The sequence below is a fragment of the Haloplanus salinarum genome (genome assembly GCF_009762275.1).
GTDB classification, from domain to species: Archaea; Halobacteriota; Halobacteria; order Halobacteriales; family Haloferacaceae; genus Haloplanus; species Haloplanus salinarum.
The window spans coordinates 195,850-217,745 of record NZ_CP034345.1; the positions used below are offsets into that span (position 1 = coordinate 195,850).

Below are 21,896 nucleotides of genomic sequence, written 5' to 3' on the forward strand. Positions count from 1 at the left end.
GTTGCAGGTTCCGTCATCGGTGTTCGAATCGGATCTCGAACCGTGCCCCACCACAGTCGGCTGCAGTGAGGGTTATGTTCCAGTCGTGTGCGACGATGATCCGTTCGACGATCGCGAGACCGAGTCCGGTTCCACCGGCCATCGTCGAGTATCCCGGCTTGAAAACCGTCTCCCGTTCCCCTGTGGGGATACCCCTGCCATCGTCGGCGACGTAGAACCCGTCCCCTAACGATCCTACAGTGATCGTCACGCTCTTCTCGGGAGTCGTCCCGTCGCCAGGGGACTGCTCTCGGGGTCCCGGACGCCGTTCTCCCCCGTGCTCGCGTGTGTTCGGCGAGGGTGTGTCCGAGTCGTCTGTCACCGAACCCTCGGACTGCGTCGGGATGGCCGCAGAGTCATGCTCCGTGCCGTCATCGGGGGTCTGCGACCGATGGCTCGTGGAGCCATGCTCCCCGCTGTCGCCGTACTGTCTCCGGCTATCGGTGGCGTTGTGCTTCACCGCGTTCCGGAACAGATTCTCGAACAGCCGTCGAACGCGGTCGGAGTCGGCGGTGACGGTCGGGAGTGATCCGACGAGTTCCAGCACTGCGCCCCCAGTATCGACCGATTGCCACGCGTCCGTCGCCGCAGTTTCGATCGAGACTCGTTCCGACGGGTCCACGACGGCGTCTCCCCGTGTGAGAGTGAGGACGTCGCGAATGATCCGTTCCATCCGATCGTGCGCGTCGGCGACCGACTCGAAGTGTTCCGGCTCCCCTGTTTCCCGCGCCGCTTGGAGGTGTGCCTTGGCGACGTCGAGCGGGTTACGGAGGTCGTGGCTGATCACGCTGCTGACTTGGTCGACGGCGGGCATCTCCTCAATAGCGGGACACTGCTGTAGGTCCGAAAAGACGAGATATCCGGCGTCCTCGTCCGAGGGGACCACCCGCAGGAAAAACGCCCCTCGATTCCCGTTCCCGTCGAGATAGATCCCGACACGATCACCCCGAACGACGTGGGTTATCGGATCCCGGTCGCCGGTCGCAGTACGGTGACTAAATCGCTCGAATACCGTCGAGACGTGCGCGTCGGACGAAGTATCCCCGAACCGCCGCTCGAAGGCCTCGTTCGTCGTCGTGATGCGGGCCTCACCACCGTCTACGGCATAGGCGAGCACGGGATCCGGAAACGCCTCCAATGGGATCGCCGCAGTACATTCGTCGGTCATCGGTCCCCCGTCGTCCTCCCGTACGACCGTCGCGGGACCACCAGCCTCGGGAGCCGGTGAAGACGCCTCCGGTGGGAGCGAAGTCGGACGCGACTCATACGTGCCTCTTGGATCCGACGCGTGTTTATTATTCCCCACCTGACTCTGACTCGGAAACATCGGGTTAGCGTCCCGTGGTTCCCCGTTTCGAGTTGCCGGGGACGCCGTTCGGACGCTGACTCCGCCGAACGACACCGGAAACGACGACGCCACCGAGCGTCAGGGCGGATGCTATCGGGAGTGCTGGCCCCGTGATCGTAACCTCCAACGCACGAACAACCCGGTCGAGTCGACGACGAGCCGGGCGTGACCGCGACGGGTGACGAGTTACTGATCGCCGCCGGACGGGTGTCGAACGCCGATACGCTGAATCTCGACGCGACGGCGGTCGAAACCGACGAGCAGGGGTTCGTCGAAACCGACGAGTACCTGCGGACGGCCGCCGACGGCGTGTGGGCGCTGGGTGACATCGTCGGCGAGTACCTGCTGAAACACAACGCCAACCACGAAGCACGGACCGTCGCGCGAAACATCTTCGGGAGCGACCTCGAGCCGATCGATTACAGCGCGATGCCCTTCGCCGTGTTCGCCTCGCCGGAAGTGGCTGGCGTCGGCGCCAGCGAGAGCGACCTGCGAGCCGCCGGGCGGGACTACGCGACCAACACCTACCGATACGAGGAGACCGCCCGTGGCGACGCGATGAAAGCCGAAGGCTTCGTGAAGGTGCTCGTCGACCTCGACGGGGAAATACTCGGTTGCCACATCGTCGGCCCCGACGCCTCAACGCTCGTGCAGGAAGTCGTCGTCGCGATGACGGCCGGCACCGGAACCGTACAGGACATCCGCGAGAGTATTCATATCCACCCGGCCCTCCCCGAAGTCGTCCAGCGGGCGTTCTCCGGGCAGTTCACCCGCGGCGGACACGATCACTGATACGGTCACTCTTTCCGGCGACTGGTCTCCCCGAGGGGTGCGTCCCCGTATCGATATCCAGCCGGCAGTACGATCGACCGCAATCGACGGAGCTGGCACCCTCCCCGTTCGCATCCCTACGACTCGGCGGTCGTGAGCGAGTAGACACGCTGTCGTGCGTCGGCGAACGAAATCCGGGAGGTCATCAAATCCTCGTCTTCGAGTTCCCGCAGAGCGTACCGGACGGTTCGATCCGGAGTTCGACTTCCTCGCGGTCGTGCGCTCGTTCCTCGTCGAGCAGGGACTGATCGAGAGCGAACTCGACACGATCATCGAGGAGACGTGGGCGGACGCCAATCGCTTTCCGCACTGGCACGGATTCCTTCTCGATTCGATCGAACGCTGTACCGGCTCGAACGTGGCGAACTGGTCGTCCGCACGGAGCCCGCCGATGGACGAAGCGTGGCCGACCCCAATCTCGGCTACGCGGTGATTGCCGGTGCGCTCGTCGTGGCAGCATCGATTCTGACGTTCCACGATCGTCCGTACGAATCACCCGTACTCGCCGTCGCAGCCGCCTTTCTCCTCGTCTACCTCGTTCGGCGACGGGCGTCGTGATGCCTCTATTCTGCGGTTGCCCGGAAGAACGGACCCGCGGGGGGAAGAACCGACGGTCACGCTCGTCGCCAACCGTGGATCGGAGCGCGTTCTCCGGCGAGCGTCGGCGGATACGAAGACGGACAACGAATCGATACGCTCGGGACTGCGCTCCACGCCGGCCACATCGTCACGGAGTAAAGAACCTCGATCCGGCGCACGGAGACGAGGTGGGAGCCTACGGTCGGTGGGTGATATTCACGCTCTTCGTCGCGCCGTAGCCGAGAACTCCCGGTAGATTTGACGATCCAATCACGGACGGGATCCAGCGCTCTCAGTGTGCTATCGGAGTGGGGCACGGAGGATAGCCCTGAGACACTTCGTCGGAATCCTCAACCAGCGACAGTACGGCGTCTCGTAACCAACCACTGCCAGCTCTCGAAACTGCGGGGGCCCAGTTGATTGCAGCCGAGAGAACCCAGCGATCCAACAATTAGCAGCCCTGCGCCACGCCGTAGCGGCAGCGAACTACGGGACGAACCCGCCGTCGTTCGGAATCGGTCAGTAGCGAAACGAAAGCACCACCAGTGTATCCAGTGGCGACGACGTCGACGTTCAGCCCGCCGCTGTCGTGCGATCCCGTTCTCTCCGGAGAGCGACTCGGTCGGACGCGAACTTCGATGGAAGCCACTCTCCCGTTCAGCGGTGATCGCGCGAACTTCACCGCCGCTCGTTGCCGCGAAGACGTATCCGTCGGCGATGACGATACTATTTCGTACCCCCGAGTCCGGACGGAACTGTCACCGTGATAGCTCTATTCTGACGATGTTGCCGGCTGGCGAATTCCCCTCAACCGTGATGGTACCGCCCGACCGGGTGGTGATTAACTTCACGAGCCACAACCCGAGACCGCTCCTGTGGTACAGCGGTGTTTGTTCCGCTTGGTCTTCCAATAAGTCCCGTTCCATCTCGGGGATGCGTGGCCCGCTGTCGGCTATTGCCATACGAACCGTCTCGTCAGTCCGGGTGACGGTAACAGTGACTTCGGGCGACGGCGAGTCGCTGTGGATGATCGCGTTCGTAACGAGTTCTTCGATCGCCTGCCCAAACTGTGGTATCGCCTCGACAGTTACGTCGTCAGGACATTCAACGGCAATCGTCGCGTCCGAGTGCTCCGAACCGACACTCGAAATAACGTCCTCGAGACGATCACGTACCTCGATTTGGTCGCGTGTCGGATCCTCCCGAAGCAATTCCGTTATCTGACGTTCTTTCTCTGCCAGTCGGATCAGTCGATCGCTCGTGTCCGCGATCGTCTCGGCGGATGCTGCAACCTCGCCCGACGTCTCGCCGTGGATCGTCTCGGCTCGTCCTCGGATCACGTTCATATCGTTGCGCAGGTTGTGGCGTAACACTCGATCGAGAACTTCTAACTGTCGTTGGCGCTCCTTGCGTCCGGTGACATCCTGTTGGAATCCGATGAAGTTGACGACAGCACCTGCATCGTCCCGTACGGGTGCAATTTCGAGGTGGTTCCAGAACATCGTTCCGTTCTTGCGATAATTTTTGAGGTCGATCGATAGCGGTTCCGCTGCGTCGATCGCTTCCCGAATTTCGGCAACCTTGTCCGGGTCGGTACCCTCGCCCTGGAGGAATCGACAGTTCTCCCCGATCACCTCCTCACGCGGGTAGCCCGTCAGGTCTACGAACGCATCGTTGACGTAGATCAGCGGGTTGTCCTCCCGTTCCGGATCGGTGATGGTGATGCCGACTGGCGCTTCGTCGATCGCTTGGGTCCGCCGTTCGAGTGTCTTCTCTCGCTCTTTGCGTTCCGTAATGTCGTCTTGGACTGCCACGAACGCGTGAGTCTGGTCACCGTCGATGACGGGTGCGACCGTCTGCATCGCCGTGTACGTCTCCCCGTTCTTCCGACGGTTGACGATTTCCTCTGCCCACACCTCTCCGGAGAGGATGGTGTTCCAGAACTCCTCGAAATACCCATCCGGCATCTCACCGGAGTTCAACACGTGCGGTGTCTTACCGACGACCTCTGCCTGGGTGAAGCCGGTCGTCTCCTCAAAGCCCGAGTTGACGTACTCGATTCTCCCCTTGGGGTCGGTGATAAGGATCGCGTGGCCAGCGGCTTCGACCGCTTGCTTGATGCGCTGGAGGTCGAGTTCGCGCTCCTTGCGCTCGGTGATGTCCTGCATCGTCCCTCGAATGCGGGCCAGTTTCCCGTCTTCGTACTGGGGTTCACCCCTCGTTCGAACCCATCGCCGGTTGTCATCCGCATCGATGAGTCGGACTTCGATATCGTACGGCTCACACTCCTCGATAGCCGTCTCGAACGCATCTTCGACGATCGGTCGGTCCTCGGGGTGAAAATGTTGAAGGCTCAGCTCCGGGGACGGCGTCGTGTCGTCCGGGAGCGCATGGATGCGGCGAACCTCGTCGGTCCACCAGCCCTCTTCAGCCTCGACGTCGTACTCCCACGCTCCGACGTCCGCAATATCCTGCGCCTTCTCGAAGAGATCGACTTGGCGTTCGAGCTCGTGCTCTCGTTCTCGCAAGGTGAGCGACTGATTCCGGAGTCGGAGCAACGCCTCGAGTCGCCAGTTGAGTTCGGCCTGCTGGATCGGCAGGGAGACGATCTCGTCGATCGTTTCCGTGACCACGTTGTCGGCTAGCTGACCGGCATCCGACTCGATGATATCCGCCCCGGACTCCGGAAGCAACAGGAGATACGGAAGCAAAACGGGGGCCGCCGCCGTCTTCTTCGCACGGAGCGCATCGAGGTGTTCCTGGAACGCCCCCTTGTCGAGGATACAGACATCGAAGTCGGCGTCCTCGATGTCCCCCGAGAAGTCCACGGATTCGTAGGAGGGGTGGTCGTCGATCCATCTCTCGAGCAACTGGCGATTGGCCGAATCCGCGATGAGCGGGAGGACCCGGGCCGGGGAGTCGTGTACCGCTTCAGGAGTCATCGCCATTGCTATCCACTCCCGTCCGTGACTCAGTCTCCATCATCATCCCAGGTCGGTGTGCCGGTGAGAATCCCCCGGAGTTCGGGCAGCGAGTCCCCGACCCGCAGGCCGTGTTCGGTGATCTCCAGTTCCCGGAGCTGGTTTTCGTACTGGCTGGTGCGCATCTTGAGGACGCCGATCACCTTCCGGAGCGAGCCCTTGTATTCGACATGGCGTAGGACGACGATGCTGTCAGCGAGATAGCTCATGCCTTGGTCGGTCGCGCGGAACTCACCGGTGATGTTGTGGACTTCGTTCGTCACCAGTCCGGTCACGCCCATGTTGCGGAGGTAGCGACCGACCTTGACGAGGTCCCGCATCGGGTCTTCGTCGACGCCGCGTAGCGACTGCTCGAACCCACTGGTCCCGTCAATCATCACGATTTCGGCGTCTTTGTCTTCGACTTCCGATCGGATGTGGTGGGTGAACTCGTCGACGGTGAGTTCTTCGGGGCCGATCACCTCTACGTTGAGCGTCCCTCGGTCGATCATTTCGGTCACCGGGATGTTGACGGCTTCCGCGCGCTCGAAGAGGGTGTTGTGGTCTTCTTCGAAGCTGTATAGGACCGAGCGCTGGCCTCTGCCTGCGGCCTCTTTCATGAACTGGAGGCCAGTCGTTGTCTTGCCGACCCCTGTCGGCCCGCTCAGAAACGTGATCGTTCCAGTGGTGAGGCCACCCGACAACAGTGAGTCCAGTGCCGGAACACCCGAGGAGAGTTTGGTCGAATTGTGCTCGCGCTCGTGGCGGTTGGGGTCGAGTCGTGGCCACACTCGCATGCCATCGTCGGTGATCCGGAGCGTGTGGTGACCGGATCGGACGGAGGAGCCACGGAACTTCGAGACGTGGATCGTTCGACGATCCGCCTCCGCTTTCACGTTTATGACGGCATCGACGAGAAACTGCAGATCGTCGTCGGGCATCGACGCGGCAGCTTGTGAAGTGAGCAGGACCGTCGCGCCCTCGCTTTTGAGAAAGTTGATCAGGCCCAGGATCTGAGATCGGAACTGGTGTTCGTCGGGGGCGAGATACCGGAATTCGGTGACCGGATCCACCACGACCCGATCCGGGTTGATCTCCTGGATCTCCGCGCGAATGCTCTCGACGAGCGAGGGCGTTTCCACTTCACCGGACTCGAACAGGGTGTACGTCTCCTCGCCCTGAAACTGGTCGCCGGAGGCAGAGAGGTTGAGGAATTCGATCGCATCTATAGCGAAGCCGAAGTGCCGGGCAGTATCCCGAATGTAGTCCTCCGGTTCGCCAAGGTTGATGTACAGCCCGGTCTCGTCCGTATCCAGACCAGCAGCGAGAAAGTGTAACGAAAAGATCGACTTACCAGAGCCGGGTTCGCCTCGCACGAGCGTGGCGGACTCGGGGAGATAGCCGCCGCCGAGAATATCGTCCACGCCCGGAATGCCGGTTACGACCCGCTCTTGGCCCTTATTATTCGTTTTGCTCATGTATGAACTGGGACTCTGACGCCATATGTGTCTTCGCACTCGATCCAGAGTTATCGCCGGCGTCAACCAGGGCTCCCATCGAGAAATCGCTCCGAGCGGAGTTCGGCGCCGAAGCGATAGAGCGTCGGGAACAGGAACACATCGGCAAGTGTCGGTTGGTCGCCGGCGAGAAATCGGCGAACTCCGAGGACACTATCCCACTGTTCGAGCGCGTCGAAGGGATTTCGGACAGCTGTCTCGTACCCATCTCGTGTGTCCGCGAACCCGGCTTTGTACACACCCGGGTTGATGTCGTCGTGGATCGACTCGATGATCGCGTCAATTTCGCCTCGTTTGTGTGGGGGAGACAGATCAACATCGTTGGTGGCGTCGGCGTCGAAGGCCTCGTCGAGCATCCGAGCTATATCGGCAGACTCGTTGTTGACGATGGTTTCGGTGGCAGTATCGTAGAGGACAGGGACGGTCACACGTCCCGTGTATCCCGGATCTGCTTGCGTGTAAATCTCGCGGAGATACTCGAATCCGTGTACCGAGTCCGGTGTGCAGGTCCGTTTCGATGGGGTGAATTCCCAGCCGTTGTCTCGGCGGAGCGGATCGACGATATCGGCCGAAATCACGTCTTCGAGTCCTTTCAGACGGCGCGTAAGTGCTACACGGTGTGCCCACGGGCACGCCCGAGAAACGTACAGGTGGTATCGATCCGGTTCAGCCGGATACTCGGGCTCACCGTCTCCGTTCGTCCGACCGATCCACGCGTCGAATCCCCGATCGTCGTGTCCGCGCTCGGGAGCCTCTACCCACGTGCCATCTACGAGTTTTCCCGTCACCACGTTCCTTCGGAGTGGTTGCCGTAGTTGCTGGTTCGAGTGCCGATACGGTGGTGAATCGCTGGGTCGCACATACCACGTAGACCTACCGAGCGCCCCGCCTAATCTTTCAGGTAGAATACAAGAAGCTAGGTATCATGCACAATACCTGGCGCGCTCGGTCACGGTTCGAGCGTGACGGACTGGACGGTGGCGTCCGCATCGAGCGTGACAGCGAGTTTGCCGTTGGGTGTCGGTGCTTCGACGGTGACCTCCCATGGGTCACGACTCTGGACGGTGACGCATTCCCCGTCTGTAACGAAGGGAAACTCCCAGAGAAACTGGTCGGTCGTATCGAGTCCGCTCGTAGCAAGTTGGCCACCCACAACCGGATTATCTAGGAGACGGATACCAACCGGAATGTAGCTGTAGAAGCTACAGTTCTGACAGCTGAGATGGAAGAGGGCGGGGTGATCAGCGGCGAAGAAAGTACGGTAGCGGTCGTTGGTTTCGATGTCGGCAGCGGTCTGGGTGTATGTAACGGACACGCGACCAGCACAGACGAAACAGACGCCACTCGAAGCCAGTCGCCACTTGTACGTTGTCCGGCGGTCGAACGTCTCGATGGCCTCTTCGATCGACCGACCCTGGAATCCACCGGGATCGAACGGATATTCGATGCGTTTGGTCTCACAGTCCGGGCAGGAAACGGTCGCGAGATGCTCGTCATATTCGAAAAGAGGGGTCGTCCCACAGCGCGTACAGGCTCCGGGTGCTTCGACAGGAGAGACCGTCGGCGACGTGTGGAAGACACCGCTCTGGATGGCGTCGATGACGCGATGCCCAGCGTACTGAAGGACATACTGTCCCTCGATCTCTTTGACGAATTGCTCGGTGAGTTGTTCGAGATGGTAGGTGAATTTGCCCGAATCCCGTTCATCGACAGCGTCCTGAATCTCCGAAAAGGCCAGCGCATATTCCGGGGCCTCCCAGAGGGCGAACAGGATTTCGAGGCGCAACTCATGGCTGAACAACTGAAACGCGTCCTGTGGATCGATTTCAGCCGGGAACTCGCCACTCGCCCCCGTCATACATCCAACCGTTCTGTACCCACCCAGATAATTCTCGGGTTCTCGAGAGACGAACCGGCGGTGACGGTGCGCTGTCAGCGTTCCTTCGGTGTTACCGGAGCCGCCTCCTGAAGTCGTCGGGATCGTCCACGGCGTCCATCCACTCGACGGCCCACTGGCTCACGTCGTCGAGTCGGCTGACGAGTGTCTCGCCCTTCTCGGTGAGCCGATAGTAGACGGCGATAGGGGCTGCCTCCTCGGTTCGTCGCGTGATGAGATCGTTTTCCGAGAGGACATCGAGCGCGTCGGACACGGTCTTCGATCGGCCACCGGTGGCGCGTTCGAGCTCGTCGAACCGCAGTTCCGGGTCACGGAGCGCGTACAGGATCTGGAGCCGTCAGGGCGTCCCAACGGCCTCCAGCGTCTGGACGACTGGGCACGCTTCGACGTTTTTCGACCGTACTTCCCCTCGACGAGTGGTCGTAGTTGACACGAGTGTTAATCTGCGTGGGGCTGGGCTTGGCAGGTGGATGCGGTGGCAGGGTACTGTGCAACGTCGGCGTACTCGACGAGTTTCGTGCCGAGTTCGTCGACTCGCTCTCGCAGTGACTCCTCGACGAGTTCGCCATCGACGACCTGTTCGTATGAGTCGGGAATGGCTACGTCGAGAGGCAGCGGCCACGCGTCGAGTGCTCGGGCCACCGATCGAAGATGCTCCAGCGCGGTCCTCGGGAAGGACCCGCCGGAGACGGCCAACAACCCCACAGTCGTGTCCTCGAACTCGTCGAAGCCGCTATAATCCAGTGCCGTCTTGAGCGGGGAGCTGAACGAGCCATGGTACATCGGCGTTCCCAGCACGATCGCATCTGCCTGCCGCAACTGGGCTCGCAGTGCCGGGGCGTCACCGGCATCCTGATTGTCGGCGTCGAACGTCGGGAGGTCGTACTCCCGGAGATCGACGAGCGTGGTCTGTGCACCCGCGGCCTGTGCTGCCTGTAAGGTCTCCCGAAGCGCGACGCGAGTCACGCTCTCGGCGGCTAAACTTCCACAGACGGCCACTACCTGGGTATCTCGGGTCATCTCGCTTCACACGAATGGAGGCCTCCATCCCACTTATCGTCTCTGTGAACTGAAATTCACCTCCTGCCAAGGGTGCGGATGCGGATGGCGACCGTAACCGGTCGTTTCGGTAACGTGGGGCGACGCCTACTGATAGAAACAACATACGTGGTGAAACTCGTTTGAGAAACCCTGTATCAGCACACCAGACGAGACTCCAAGTGGCGGCGCACACTGTCCCGCGAACTCTCGGGCGAGAAGAACGGCAAGCAATGTGACTGGCTGCCAGCCACATGCCGGTTCAGGGCTCGAGGGGAACTATCGCGAGCACGGCAGTGAAGAGGGTGGCCCCGACCTGGCACCGAGAAGCGTCGATTGGTACCCGATGGCACCGCCGGCGAGTGTGAACGCCACCGGTCCGACGACCTGGCTGATGCCGATGGTCGTCGTCCGGAAACTCATCACGCCAGCGCGGAGGTTGTCGGGCGCAAGCATACTCCGGCCCGCAAATAGCGTCGGCGTCACCGGACCACTGCCAGCACCGAACACGAGCAAGGCACCGATCGGCACTGGCGGAGAGTGAGCGAGGGCGACACCGGGGAACCCACCGGTGTACAGCGCGAATCCACTAACCAACAGGTTCGATCGGTCGATCATATCGACGAGCCACCGTACCTTGTCTTTGAACGAGTGATTGAGACGGACCGCATTCTCCGGTTATTATGGGGTGGCTGTCGTCCAGGTAATTCGGGATTTGAACATTTTGTAGTGACCATCCAGTCGCACTATCTTGAGGAGGCGTTGTACGAGATACGCGTCCTCTGTTCAGCACAGCTCCTCAAACATAGCGCTCAGTGAGGGTTTCAACAGAACGGGCGATCACTAGTGGATTAGTTCACACGTCGAACCCGTTCCGCCTGAGTGCCTCTGCCAGCTCACCGTCGGGATCAGCATCGAACTCGACCAACGATGACTCCGGTCTCGTTGTCGTATACAGTTCCGAGTCAATATTGTCGGGGATTTCGTTCGTGTGTGACTCGTCTACCACTGCAACTGATATTTTTGGCCTCGCGGACGTGTCTTGTGACTCGCTCACTAACTGACGGTACGGGAGAGCGACGGTTGACCTTTGGCATTCGGGTATGAAACGCTCGTCACGAGCAGCGCATTTGACGGGGAAATAGCACAACCGCACAATCCGTAGTGAGTGAACTCGATCGGGAAACGTCGTCGTGCTGTATTCGCGCGCTGTATTCAGCAGACATCATAGTAGAAGTTCCGGGCAGATGTACGTGAACTGGCCGTTGTCGTCGGTGACGACGACAGTTTCCCGGATATTCGAGAGGACGGTTTGATGGAGGTGGTTCAGGCGAGTGATTTCCTGCGCACGTTCCTTGCGCTCGGTGATGTCGCTTGCAACCCCAAAGATGGCAACGGGGTCGTCCGGATCCGAATGGGTACCGATATCGTAGATGGGCGTCTTCGAACTCAGATAGAATCGTTCCTCGCCGTCTACCACGATACGTTTCACCTCCTGTCACGGGGTCGTATGTTCGGACATCCTTGACCCGAAGAACTATCGTGAAGTCCGAACCGGCGGTTTCAGGTCGGTAACGCGAAAAAGAGCGCGGCTATAAAGAGGACGATTGCTGCTCCGATGAGCGTTACAATGTACATCCCAGCAGCGACTCCGAGGCCGGCGATAGTCCGAAGCGTCAACCACTGCTCCATCGATCGTTGCCAACAATACAGACGAACACCTATCGTTCCAAGGCCCCACACCGCTATTGGATAGGCTATGAGCACCGCGACGAGTCGAAATTCCCGAAACTGCGGATCGCTCTGCGTGGACCCGACGTGAAGCACCTGCCAGCCAGCAACGATGGCGACCCCCTGACCGAGTGCGATAACCCCGACCAGTAGCAAATAGTTCACCGGGAATCGGTCAGTTGGCCAGCTATCGAGTCGGGCACGAAAGTCCGACACCGTGAGTGACGGGAGACACCCGAGGGCAACAACGCCGAGTACTGCCAGATACTGCAACAGCGTCGTCGCGAACTCTCCGACGGACGAATACGGAATCACAGTGCCTGTGAGCGTTGGCTACTGTATATTTTTGTCTTTGACTTAATGGGTGATTGAAGCCATACTGTGGCCAACTACCATACCTGACCACTACAGGACGAGGTTTTGCTGGTTCGAACGTCTTCGGGCGAGTCCTGCCCCGTGTTTTGTATTCGTCACGCACCGGTAGGTCCGTTCGGGAGATGGCCCCTCGTCACGATATCGAACGCTCCCTGAAACGCGATGAGGTGGAACACCAATAGAAGACTTCAGCCGGATACCAACAGTTGGCTCTTTGAGATTTTGCTCCTGCTTCACTGAGGCCCCCTCATGTCCCGCAATTCGAGTAAGGCCCAGAATACGAACGTGGTCGAAAAAGAAAGTGCTATCCCATTCAGTGGTGAAAATATCACTGCGCCGACAGCAAATGAGCCAACCATCCAGAGGGTGACGAGCAGACCCCTATATTTCATATGGGGTTTCTGTTCGCCGACCTGTATGTACCCCCCGAACGGTTTCAGTAGTCGCAATGGATGGCGCATATATATCAACGGTACTGCAGCGCAAGTATCGATAGAAAGGCCGTCACGCCGACAACGAGCATCGTCACAAGGATACGACTCGGTAGAGGACTCGTTTTTCGTCGGGAATCGCTTCCGGTTCGAAGTACCCCGAGAGTAGCCCACCGCGGAAGAATGCTAACGTGACTGCCGAAATACCGATAGCCAGCGATACGGTCCTTGATTCGGGAAGAGCAGCCTGCCCCATCCAGAGACTCATAAGCAACATCGATAGCCCAAAGCCTGAGCGGCGCTAGGTATCCTCGGTCGTCCAGCGGCGTTTGTAATTGAAATGGAATTTTCGTTCACGACGATACGACGGCTCGACAAACGGAAGTTCAGTCGTCAGCCGCTAATACGTGCGTTTCCGAGCTGTTTCGATCTAATATCGACGCGATCATGAATTAATATGCCGACCTAACCGTTGGATATCAGTCTTGTGTGGGATGGGGGTTGGATCGAGCGTCACGTTCGCCCTCACCGCGTGGAAGTTGAACAGTTACAACGGTTCCGGAGCTGTCGGCGTCGAACGAGAGCGTACCACCGAGTCGGGTGACGATCCACTGCACCATCCAGATGCCCAGTCCCCGACCATGACGAAGCTGTGACTGTTCGACAGATCCGAGCACTGCGTACTCCTGTTCGGGGATGCCTGGTCCCTCGTCTTCGATCGTAACCACCGCGTGTTCGGCGGATGCACGAACTGAGATGCGAACAGGTGGTTCATCCATCTCGGCGTGTTTCATGCCGTTGCTGACGAGTTCGGCTACAACGGTCCGGACGGCCTCACGACTGGTGTACAGCGTTACCGGCTCCGCGTCGACGGTCACGGTCCCTCCGAAATCGTCGGCGGTCTGTTCTCCTACCTTCCCGATGAGTTCCCCTATTTCGATCCGTTCCCGGTCGATGTGTTCTTGGGAGAGGAGTTGGTCCATCTCGGTGACGGTTTCGCTCACCGTCGCGAGCTCTCTGGCCGAATTCGCGATCTGTTTACCACGTTCCGGCTGGTCATCGAGGAGTTCCGCGTTGGCACGGATCACGTCTACTTTGTTACGGAGGTTGTGACGCAAGAGCCTCACGAGGACGTTTCTCCGTTGCTGGTTGCTCCGCCGCGCTGTAACGTCACGGAAGATGTAGATGTCCCCGGTCCGGTCACCGTTCCGTTCCGTCATCGGGCTGTGTGTCATCTCGAACCATCGGCGCCCGATTTCGGTCGTCAGTTCACGGTCGACGGGAGCATCGCGGAGTTCATCGGGTCCAACCCCGATGAGCGACTCGAAATCACGTCCGAAGGCGTCTCGGGACTGTGTCCCGAGAAACACCTGCCTCGCGGTTTCGTTCGTATAAATAATATTTCCACGCGTATCCGTTACGATCACGGCTTCCGAAACTTCTTCGAGAACCACGCCGCGGGCCAACCGTGCCTGTTTCGTGGTGTCTTCGGCTGCTTCGGTGAACACGCTCGCCGCCAATGGCACTCCAGAGCCGAGGACGGTGGCCAAGATGAGGTTCTGGACGACACTGTCTTGCAGGGGTGTGAGTGAGGCGGCGAACCCGACCATAACGAGACTGCTACCGCTGATTGGAAGGAGAACGCCTTGCCACAGAGGGACCAATTTGCGCTTGAGTGTCGCCTGTGAGAGCAGAAAGGTCCCCGCGACACTCCCGTACGTTGCCGAGATATTGATGATGGCCACCGAGGCGTCCTGGATCACTGATACCGGCAGTTGCGTCGCGAACACGAGGGCGACAGCCGTCCCGGTGCCACCGAAAAGTCGCTTGCGCGTGAGTTCTGGACCGCGACCGGTGTGTTCGACTGCGAACCACAACCAGGATATCGACGCCCCAAACAGGGCGACTCTCACACCGCTGAACAGCGTCTCGATATCAACGACTCTCAGCCGGACGGCCACGTCAAGGACGGCGACCACGGCGAGACATCCGGCAGTGATACCGAGACCGGTCGTCCCGAGTTCCGGTCGACGGGTGACGGCCGTGATTCCGGCCGTGACCAGGGTCACGACGAGCAGGACATCGGCGACGACGAGCGGGTCGATCATCGCTCACCCTCGAACCGGGGCTTGCGTGCGGGAAGCGCCAAGCGGAGATGCTCCCACGGGGTTCCGTCGACACCCACGTTCCCGCCAGCATCGATGGCAATCAACGAGAGCAGCTTCGCTGCGGGATGTTCCGCGGTGGGTTCCGACACCGGATCGGCCTCCTCGTCGCGGGAGTCCGTTCGTATATCGACGTATACGATTCCGTCGTATCCGTGACCGTCGGCTGCCATAACGGCCAGTTGCGGATCCGGCTGGCGGTTCGATGCGCCCGCATCGGATTCGGTACCCGACTCGGTGCTAGCGACCGATCCGTTGCGTGCGCCCCACCCTCCGATGTCGGCCTCGAACGAGATGGTCACCGAACGATTCCGGATCGTGACAGTGTCGAAAACGGCCGCGAACCCCGCAATCAAGAGCGGCTGCGGGACTGCGACGGTGTACGACTCTCCGGTCGCTTGGATGGCGTGTTCGTCTGCCTGTATCGAACTGCGCGCCGCGGCAGTCCGCATCCCTGTCAGCAGGTCGCTAGATTCTTCCAAGGAAGTCCCGGCGAGCGCTTGTTCCATCTCTCTTGCACGCTGCCCGACTGTGAGCAGGAGGTCGCTACGTGTCCGGATTCGTTCGCCCACACCCTCGGGGTCGGCCCGCGCGTCGTTCGGCGCGACTCCGGGGGTGTTACAACCATCCTGTTCTTCAACCGACGATGCGAACCTTGCGATTTCGTCGAGCTGGACGCCGATCACTTCGGAGAGGAGATCGGTCAACATGCGCGTTTGCCGCTCGCGGAGCCGCTGGTCGGTCGCGTCTCTGAACAGCAGTACCGTGCCGAGAGGAACGCCGTCGGTGTCGTCAACAACCTCCGGAACGACGGTCAGGACTCCATCGCTCACTCGAATCAGTTGTCGCTCCTCGTGTGCCAGCACCGCATCGTCGAAGATACGTTGAACGGGTCGTCCGACCACGGCCGCCTGCTCGCAGCCGAACGTGTCTTCGGCGGCAGTGTTGAGGTCGACCACCCTGTCCTTACGGTCGATCGCCACGACCGGTTCCGACAACTCATCGACGATACGACTCTGGACTACCGGCCGGGCAACCGGAAGCTGTTCCAACGGCCGGTACCAGCGCAGCGTGGTCAAGAGCCCGCCGCCTGCAAGGAGCAGGACGACAGGAAAGATCCGCTCCGAGTGGGCAAATACCGACGACAGGATCGGAGCCAGGGCCAACACGAGAAGTGACCCAGCCGGTAAGAGCCCCTGTCCATACGGCACGGCATCTCGAGAGATTGCCGCCCAGAGAAGGATGGCGGCAGCGATAGCGTACAGCGGAGTAAGGACATCCGAGACGAGTCCGATTACGCGCTGAGCGAGGAGACCCGCCTGCGATGTCGTCTCGACACCCAGTTCGAACGGGAGGAAACTTACTACCAGCAACATAATTGGCAGCGATATCAAGAGCGTTCGAACCGATCGCGTGAGCCACTGGCCGCGCCCGGTAAACCTGATAGCGAACCGGAACGCGAAAACGGCGACGAACCCGGAGGTGTTGTACAACGTGACGATCCAAAGTTCCTGATACCGTGCCGGGTAGACGAACATAATTACGAAGGCGATACTACCCAGCGTGAGCAAACCCCCGATAGTAGCTAGCGCTCTGGATCCTGGCCTGCTTCGTCGATTCCACGCCGATCGGGTGAGCGCAGCTGCGATCAACAAAGCGGCGGCGCCAAGCAGTGAGTGGGAGAGAGAGATCCCGTAGGGTGACATACAGCTACCGATTGGTTGTGATAGGTCGTGGATATAATTTCGGACGCATCGTCGGTGATCGGGCGTCAGCCGCAAATGAGGTGTGATTTTCGGGTGATTGTATCCGAACCCGTCCCCCTCAGCGGCGTGGCTTGAACGTGCAGTCGTGCAGGCTTCATCCCTCCCGACCGGTGAGGCGGTCACGGTCGCTCGGTCGCGGGGACGCGTTCGGAGGTCGATTCTGGGGGCGCTGGACGGCGACCCGAAGACGACCTCCGAGATCGCGGAGAGAGTCGATACAGAACGTCAATCATTACTTGCGGCGCCTCGAAGAGAACGACCTCGTCGAACCGATCGACACGTGGTACTCGGTAAGGGGTCGAGAGATGACAATCTATGCACTCACAGCCGAGAAACTCGTCGTGCAGTTCGGAGCGGCCGAGCAGTCGTAGTGACGGATGACGGGCCCCATTCCCGGATATTAAAAATCGTCGCGCCCCTTTCAGCGACGGACGCGATCGATCGACGACGAGGAGCCGACTCCCGACGGGTCTCAGCTACTGGTGCTATCCCACTCGGTCCCCGTTCTCAGTTTGGTCGGTGACATCGGCGAGCGTAATATTGACCGTCGTGCCGTCGTCGTTTCGCTATACACACGTTCCGAGGGGACTGGTTCCGAGCTCCCCGACCTCCCCGATTCGGTTTTCGTCCGGAATTTCCGCCGTCAGGTCCACTTCGGCGACTGCTTTCGCCTGACGTGACCGTCGTCTGATCGAGGTGATTGGACCGAAGAGGATCTCCCCACTGCTCAGCAAGAACCCGACTCCTGTTCACCCTCGAACCATCTGGCGAGACTCTCCGCCTCGAGTTCCGCGTTGGCTTCGACCGGGGCCAACTGTTCGTTCGTGACTGGATCGAAGACCCGACTGACGATCGCCGTCCCCCAGCGACGATAACGGCGGTAATGAGCAACGAGACAGCAAAGTGCTTCACCGCGTATCGCGAGCGGACCTCTCCGGTAGAACGCCCTTACGGTCCATTCAGTAGTGTTTGTGAGGGAACTATTAGGACCGGCTCCGATCGTCGATCCGTGCTCCCGGGACGCCGGTAGCGTCCACGGCTTCGTCCGGGGCGACATCTACACCCTCGGCCAGTTATCCCTAAGCGCCACCGAGTTCAGTCTACGCCGGGCGTTCACCCCCCGTTGGATGGGAACCTCCTCGATAGTGGCGTCTCATCTGTTCGACACACTTCGAAGCGATACGAACCGCTTCAGGGCGTCAGTTTCCGATAGTGAAACACAGGGGCTCCATCCATTAATTTCGGGACTCATCGTCACTATGCCCGCTCCGTCCCCCAGCGGGTGAGCTAGGTCCCCAACTCCCCAAACGCGTTCGTCGCTAATCGTGCATCGCTCCGTGCATCGGCCTTCCGATTTCGAGACCGAATCGAGTAGCCATCGCTGTATTCAGTCGACATAACATCCAAATCGCTGTCCGAGATATGGAACGATGATTTCCGGTACTACACTGACTACGCTGGTACTCAAGGCTCTGGCGTCCGCCCTTTTGTGTTGGACAACTTGGCGAGCTTCCCGGTCCAGAGACCAGCCCAGTGCGGAACCGTTTCTCGTACTCTCGATCACGCTAACTGTCTGGGCAGCCTCGTCGCTTGGGGCCACGGTCGTCGGCGTGGCGACCGTGCGCTTCCTCGAGTCGCTTTTCGACGTAGTGCAATTCGGTGCCCTACTGTTTCTCCCCGTGGCTTGGATCGCCTATGCACTCAGCTATGCCGGCCGCGGAATCATGGCGACACGGAAGCGGATCGTGCTGCTGTCTGGCATCGTGTTACCGGTGGTGATCGGCGCGGTCGCTCTCGCTAGTGATGCCTCCAAAACGGTCGTCGGACCGATACTCGGACTCGCGCTCGGATGGACGATCCTGTACGGCTTTCTGTTGTTCCTGTATGCCCTGTATGCGACGTATCTACTGATCGATCTCAGTTGGGGTCATCCTCGGGTGTCGAGCACACAGATAACCGTACTGACTGCCGGCGTTGCGGCTCCGAGCCTGCTCTCCGTTGCGGAGTCCAATACCTCACTGATCGGCGGCACGACGCTCGGTCTGCTCCTGTCGGGCGCTTTTCTGACCGCTGCGATACGACGGTACCCAGTACTGACCGGGTTCCCGAAAGCCGACTACGTCGCACGGACACGCGTAGTCGAAACCCTCCAAGAAGCGCTCGTCGTCCTCGACTGGGACGATCACGTCCTCGATATTAACGAGACGGCGGCAGAGTTGTTCGACGGTTCCACGGAGGGGATGATCGGGGAACCGGTTCAGTCTGTCATCGACGGACTCGAAGGGACCGAATTCCACACAGGTGCGACGGGAACAGTCGCACTTCGGACGTCCGAAGGGCGTCGACAGTTCCAATTTAGCGTCTCCGCGGTCGAGGAAGCCACGACCAACGACGAGGGTAATCCCGTCGCCAGAACCGTGCTCTTCCGAGACATCACCGACCGAGAGACCAGAGAACAGCGACTCACGGTTCTCAATCGTATCCTCCGACACAACGTGCGGAACGACTTGGACGTCGTGCTCGCGTACGCCGACCACGTCGACGACGAGGAGCTACGGACCGGCATTCGAGAGCGCGCGACCGACCTTCTCGAACTGAGTAACAAGGTCAGAGAGGCGGAGGCAGTCATGACCGAGAGTACCGATTCACCGGAATCGGTCGATCTGACTGACGTAGCCAGTACTGTCGTGGATCAGTTCCGATCCGAGAACGAATCGGCCGACATCTCGCTCGTCCACCCCGCCGAGGTGACTATCTCCTCTCATCGAGCCGTACTCCGACAGGTGCTTTTCGAGCTGGTGGAAAATTCACTCGAACACACGACTGCGGACGTACCCCGCGTCGAACTCAGTGTTCGGGAGGTGTCGGACGGGACGGTCGAACTCTCCGTCGCGGATAACGGACCAGGGATTCCCGAGCGGGAACGAGAGATGCTCGCTGCCGGAACCGAGACACAACTCGACCACGGCCAGGGTATCGGACTCTGGTTCGTCAACTGGGCAGTCACTCAGTTAGGAGGGGAGATCCAGTTTCGGGAGAACGACCCCGAAGGTAGTCTCGTAACGATCCGGCTCTACGATTCGGTACGGTAACTGGCCGACACCCAACCGCAAAAGACGAGTACGACCCATAGAGCGGAAGCCAGTGTATTCCGACCGTCCGAGGACGGAGACCGTTCGTAATGCACCGAACGCCACTCTTTGGCCGAGCAACACCGTGACGGGGTTTTTATATATAGCGACAGATATCCCGACGTGGTTCGGATTGGTCCCCTCCAGTTGACCGAGACGTGGACGTACGCACTCGTCGGTGGGCTACTCGCACTCCCCTTCACCGCGCTCGAAGTGTGGCGATCCCCGGAAAACATAACCCTCGGAGCGGTCCTCGTCGGGAGCGTATTCGCCGGGTATCTGATCAAGCGACGCGGCGGGAACAGCACCGCGACCGGAATACGAGCCGCGCTTATCGGTGGAATACCGACTCTCTGGGCGCTGACCGAACTGCTTCGGGCGATCACGAACATCCCGAACCCGCCCTGGTTCCAAGCGGCCAGCGTCGGGATGGCACTCGCGTTCGGCGGCCTCATGTTCGTAATAGTGGCCCTCTCCGGAGCGCTCGCCGGTCGCTTCGGCGGCTGGCTGGCCGAACGGAGGGGTCGCGATGGCGTCGCCGACCCACGGAGTCGTACGTAGCGAGGACTCTCGGATGAAAGAAGCTATAGTAGCGATTGAAAGTCATTACACAGCCGATCGCAGTACTGCGTACGGTCGGCTGTGCAAACAGTTTCATACGGATTATTGTAACTGGTTGCCGGTGGTTCGCCGGACCGTCTCGGCGAACCACCGGTAATGACTTACAATAAACAGTATCAATCGCTACTATAGAACGCACTCTACACTACTGGTGTTCCTGAGACACGACGCCTCTCTGTGTGACTACTATTTCTTCCTCGATTAACACGATGTCGAGTTCGTGGTGGTACGGTATCGCCCTGTTCCCCCTCGTTGCGGTGGCGACGCTCCTCTCCGACTTCGGTTCGCGGACGTTTATTGTCGTGTCCTCGTCCGGCGGTGATCCGAACGTCGCTACTGGCATCGCGTCGTTCGTCCTCGCAGTGGCTTCGTTCTGGGGCGGTATCTTCGTGGCCCTCGTCGTTTTTGTGTGCCTGCTCGCAGACGTTCGAGCACTCGGTGACGACGAGCACTGGTCGCCGAGTATCGCGTGGAGCCTCGGCGGCCTCGCACATCTCGGGGCTGCCGTCTTCTCGCCGCTATTGCTCGTTTCGGTTCCTCTCCTGACGTGCTACCTGTATCGACGCCGTGGCCGTCTCGGACGCAGTTGACACTCCCTCCGACCGAACACTCCCCGGTCACGAACAGACAGCCGCCGGGGCTCGCACCCGCGGACGGGAGTCCCGGTCGGATTCGAAGCCGGTGTACCGAAGCTTGACCCAGTAGAGTCGCCCCTCGTATCGGGTAACCCACGACCCGGACGCGGTGTTCGCTGAAACCGCCGTGTGGCTGTGGAACGTCTCAACGAGGGATCGAAACGCCGTGTCGCTGGTGTTCTCCGCGCGGTACGTTCCGTCGGCCGCCTCGTTCACAACCTCTCGCGTGTTCGGATCGAGCCCCGACAACTCGAACACATACTCGTCCTGCAGACATGCGGCGTACGCGTCAGCGGTCGTCGCAACGGGTCTCGGTTGGTACCGATAGACGGTCAGAGAGCGTGGTTCGCTCGACGCGACATCGACTTCGACCAACGTTCCATCGTATCTGATCGCATCGTACTGCTGGTCGGCGATGACCGACCGGTTGAGTTCGGCTGGACTGTACGTTCGCCTCTCCTTGATGCTTGACCGACTGCCTTCCTCTGCCGTTATCACCGACAGGGGCGTCCGAAGCATCGCCCTGTCGACCGGCGGCAAGTCGTCGTACGCGACGGTTGCCCACCCGTTCCGATCGGCCTCGTCCGTAGTCGCGTTTCCATCGAATCCGTAGGTCAGTTCCCGCCCGCTCGTCGTGCCTACAGTCGTGTACGAAAGGGTGTAGAACCGGTCGCCCGTCCGGTATACCGTCGAATTGTTCTTGTGGGGCGGGTCCGTCGCAGCGACCGTCGCGGATTCGTTATCGACGGCCCGACTGAGAACGTGTGGCTGCGGGCCGCGTTCGTGTTCCTCCGCTAGTTCATCCTCGGAGACGGCCCTACTGGCGTGGTCG

General features: G+C 60.2%; 18 protein-coding genes and 1 pseudogene. 5 read left to right on the plus strand and 14 right to left on the minus strand.

The window, feature by feature from the left end; translation table 11 throughout:
* Window positions 1–13 precede the first annotated feature (13 nt).
* Window positions 14–1,207 carry a sensor histidine kinase gene (locus EI982_RS02275; protein WP_157687948.1) on the minus strand — a complete coding sequence of 398 codons (1,194 nt, stop codon included), beginning with the start codon at window positions 1,205–1,207 and terminating at the stop codon, window positions 14–16.
* Window positions 1,208–1,546: 339 nt separating this feature from the next.
* Between EI982_RS02275 and EI982_RS02280 the strand changes: the two are divergent.
* Window positions 1,547–2,179, plus strand: a pseudogene (locus EI982_RS02280) (FAD-dependent oxidoreductase); the annotation flags it as partial.
* Between the two features lie 256 nt (window positions 2,180–2,435).
* The gene (locus EI982_RS18220; protein WP_199243698.1) at window positions 2,436–2,651 is read left to right on the plus strand and encodes a hypothetical protein; all 216 of its coding nucleotides are present in this window, start codon (window positions 2,436–2,438) and stop codon (window positions 2,649–2,651) included.
* A gap of 904 nt (window positions 2,652–3,555) precedes the next feature.
* Here the strand turns inward: EI982_RS18220 and EI982_RS02295 are convergent.
* The 12 genes from EI982_RS02295 to EI982_RS02350 form a co-directional block, all read right to left on the minus strand.
* Window positions 3,556–5,739: a PAS domain-containing protein gene (locus tag EI982_RS02295; RefSeq protein ID WP_199243699.1), complete on the minus strand. Its 2,184-nt coding sequence runs from the start codon at window positions 5,737–5,739 to the stop codon at window positions 3,556–3,558.
* Window positions 5,740–5,768: 29 nt separating this feature from the next.
* Complete coding sequence (locus EI982_RS02300) at window positions 5,769–7,235, minus strand: ATPase domain-containing protein (RefSeq protein WP_157687950.1); 1,467 nt, start codon at window positions 7,233–7,235, stop codon at window positions 5,769–5,771.
* A 62-nt stretch (window positions 7,236–7,297) separates the two neighbouring features.
* Window positions 7,298–8,062 (minus strand): glutathione S-transferase C-terminal domain-containing protein, encoded by a 765-nt coding sequence (locus tag EI982_RS02305; RefSeq protein WP_233255268.1) that lies wholly within the window; start codon window positions 8,060–8,062, stop codon window positions 7,298–7,300.
* Window positions 8,063–8,223: 161 nt separating this feature from the next.
* Complete coding sequence (locus tag EI982_RS02310) at window positions 8,224–9,132, minus strand: winged helix-turn-helix domain-containing protein (protein WP_157687952.1); 909 nt, start codon at window positions 9,130–9,132, stop codon at window positions 8,224–8,226.
* 91 nt (window positions 9,133–9,223) lie between these two features.
* On the minus strand, window positions 9,224–9,499 hold the full coding sequence (locus tag EI982_RS02315) for a winged helix-turn-helix transcriptional regulator (RefSeq protein ID WP_157691044.1): 276 nt from the start codon (window positions 9,497–9,499) through the stop codon (window positions 9,224–9,226).
* Window positions 9,500–9,609: 110 nt separating this feature from the next.
* Window positions 9,610–10,191 carry an NADPH-dependent FMN reductase gene (locus EI982_RS02320; protein ID WP_157687953.1) on the minus strand — a complete coding sequence of 194 codons (582 nt, stop codon included), beginning with the start codon at window positions 10,189–10,191 and terminating at the stop codon, window positions 9,610–9,612.
* A gap of 297 nt (window positions 10,192–10,488) precedes the next feature.
* Complete coding sequence (locus EI982_RS02325; protein ID WP_157687954.1) at window positions 10,489–10,827, minus strand: MFS transporter; 339 nt, start codon at window positions 10,825–10,827, stop codon at window positions 10,489–10,491.
* 238 nt (window positions 10,828–11,065) lie between these two features.
* Complete coding sequence (locus EI982_RS02330) at window positions 11,066–11,266, minus strand: hypothetical protein (RefSeq protein WP_157687955.1); 201 nt, start codon at window positions 11,264–11,266, stop codon at window positions 11,066–11,068.
* Between the two features lie 168 nt (window positions 11,267–11,434).
* Window positions 11,435–11,689, minus strand: a complete 255-nt coding sequence (locus EI982_RS02335) for a PAS domain-containing protein (protein ID WP_157687956.1) — start codon at window positions 11,687–11,689, stop codon at window positions 11,435–11,437.
* A gap of 83 nt (window positions 11,690–11,772) precedes the next feature.
* The gene (locus EI982_RS02340) at window positions 11,773–12,255 is read right to left on the minus strand and encodes a hypothetical protein (protein WP_157687957.1); all 483 of its coding nucleotides are present in this window, start codon (window positions 12,253–12,255) and stop codon (window positions 11,773–11,775) included.
* A 970-nt stretch (window positions 12,256–13,225) separates the two neighbouring features.
* Window positions 13,226–14,854 carry a PAS domain-containing sensor histidine kinase gene (locus EI982_RS02345; protein WP_157687958.1) on the minus strand — a complete coding sequence of 543 codons (1,629 nt, stop codon included), beginning with the start codon at window positions 14,852–14,854 and terminating at the stop codon, window positions 13,226–13,228.
* Window positions 14,851–16,617, minus strand: coding sequence for a histidine kinase N-terminal 7TM domain-containing protein (locus EI982_RS02350; protein ID WP_157687959.1), 1,767 nt, complete (start codon window positions 16,615–16,617; stop codon window positions 14,851–14,853). Before EI982_RS02350 ends, EI982_RS02345 begins: the two co-directional genes overlap by 4 nt.
* Before the next feature lie 1,490 nt (window positions 16,618–18,107).
* Here EI982_RS02350 and EI982_RS02355 point away from each other — a divergent pair.
* The 3 genes from EI982_RS02355 to EI982_RS18630 all read left to right on the plus strand — a co-directional run bounded on the left by EI982_RS02355 (window position 18,108) and on the right by EI982_RS18630 (window position 21,019).
* The gene (locus EI982_RS02355; RefSeq protein ID WP_157687960.1) at window positions 18,108–19,769 is read left to right on the plus strand and encodes a sensor histidine kinase; all 1,662 of its coding nucleotides are present in this window, start codon (window positions 18,108–18,110) and stop codon (window positions 19,767–19,769) included.
* 186 nt (window positions 19,770–19,955) lie between these two features.
* Window positions 19,956–20,369 carry a DUF5518 domain-containing protein gene (locus EI982_RS02360; protein WP_199243701.1) on the plus strand — a complete coding sequence of 138 codons (414 nt, stop codon included), beginning with the start codon at window positions 19,956–19,958 and terminating at the stop codon, window positions 20,367–20,369.
* Window positions 20,370–20,638: 269 nt separating this feature from the next.
* A complete protein-coding gene (locus EI982_RS18630; RefSeq protein WP_157687961.1) occupies window positions 20,639–21,019 on the plus strand; it encodes a hypothetical protein in 381 nt (126 codons plus the stop codon).
* 27 nt (window positions 21,020–21,046) lie between these two features.
* On the opposite strand, the gene EI982_RS02370 is transcribed toward EI982_RS18630, so the two are convergent.
* Complete coding sequence (locus EI982_RS02370; protein WP_157687962.1) at window positions 21,047–21,604, minus strand: hypothetical protein; 558 nt, start codon at window positions 21,602–21,604, stop codon at window positions 21,047–21,049.
* Window positions 21,605–21,896: the final 292 nt, after the last annotated feature.

What these genes read in the sequence shown, in the direction of transcription:
- EI982_RS02355 (WP_157687960.1), top strand. Translation starts at nt 18,108, where the DNA reads ATGATTTCCGGTACTACACTGACTACGCTGGTACTCAAGGCTCTGGCG.
- EI982_RS02310 (WP_157687952.1), bottom strand. Translation starts at nt 9,132, where the DNA reads ATGACGGGGGCGAGTGGCGAGTTCCCGGCTGAAATCGATCCACAGGAC.
- EI982_RS02275 (WP_157687948.1), bottom strand. Translation starts at nt 1,207, where the DNA reads ATGACCGACGAATGTACTGCGGCGATCCCATTGGAGGCGTTTCCGGAT.
- EI982_RS02350 (WP_157687959.1), bottom strand. Translation starts at nt 16,617, where the DNA reads ATGTCACCCTACGGGATCTCTCTCTCCCACTCACTGCTTGGCGCCGCC.
- EI982_RS02320 (WP_157687953.1), bottom strand. Translation starts at nt 10,191, where the DNA reads ATGACCCGAGATACCCAGGTAGTGGCCGTCTGTGGAAGTTTAGCCGCC.
- EI982_RS02325 (WP_157687954.1), bottom strand. Translation starts at nt 10,827, where the DNA reads ATGATCGACCGATCGAACCTGTTGGTTAGTGGATTCGCGCTGTACACC.
- EI982_RS18630 (WP_157687961.1), top strand. Translation starts at nt 20,639, where the DNA reads ATGTCGAGTTCGTGGTGGTACGGTATCGCCCTGTTCCCCCTCGTTGCG.
- EI982_RS02300 (WP_157687950.1), bottom strand. Translation starts at nt 7,235, where the DNA reads ATGAGCAAAACGAATAATAAGGGCCAAGAGCGGGTCGTAACCGGCATT.
- EI982_RS02345 (WP_157687958.1), bottom strand. Translation starts at nt 14,854, where the DNA reads ATGATCGACCCGCTCGTCGTCGCCGATGTCCTGCTCGTCGTGACCCTG.
- EI982_RS02295 (WP_199243699.1), bottom strand. Translation starts at nt 5,739, where the DNA reads ATGACTCCTGAAGCGGTACACGACTCCCCGGCCCGGGTCCTCCCGCTC.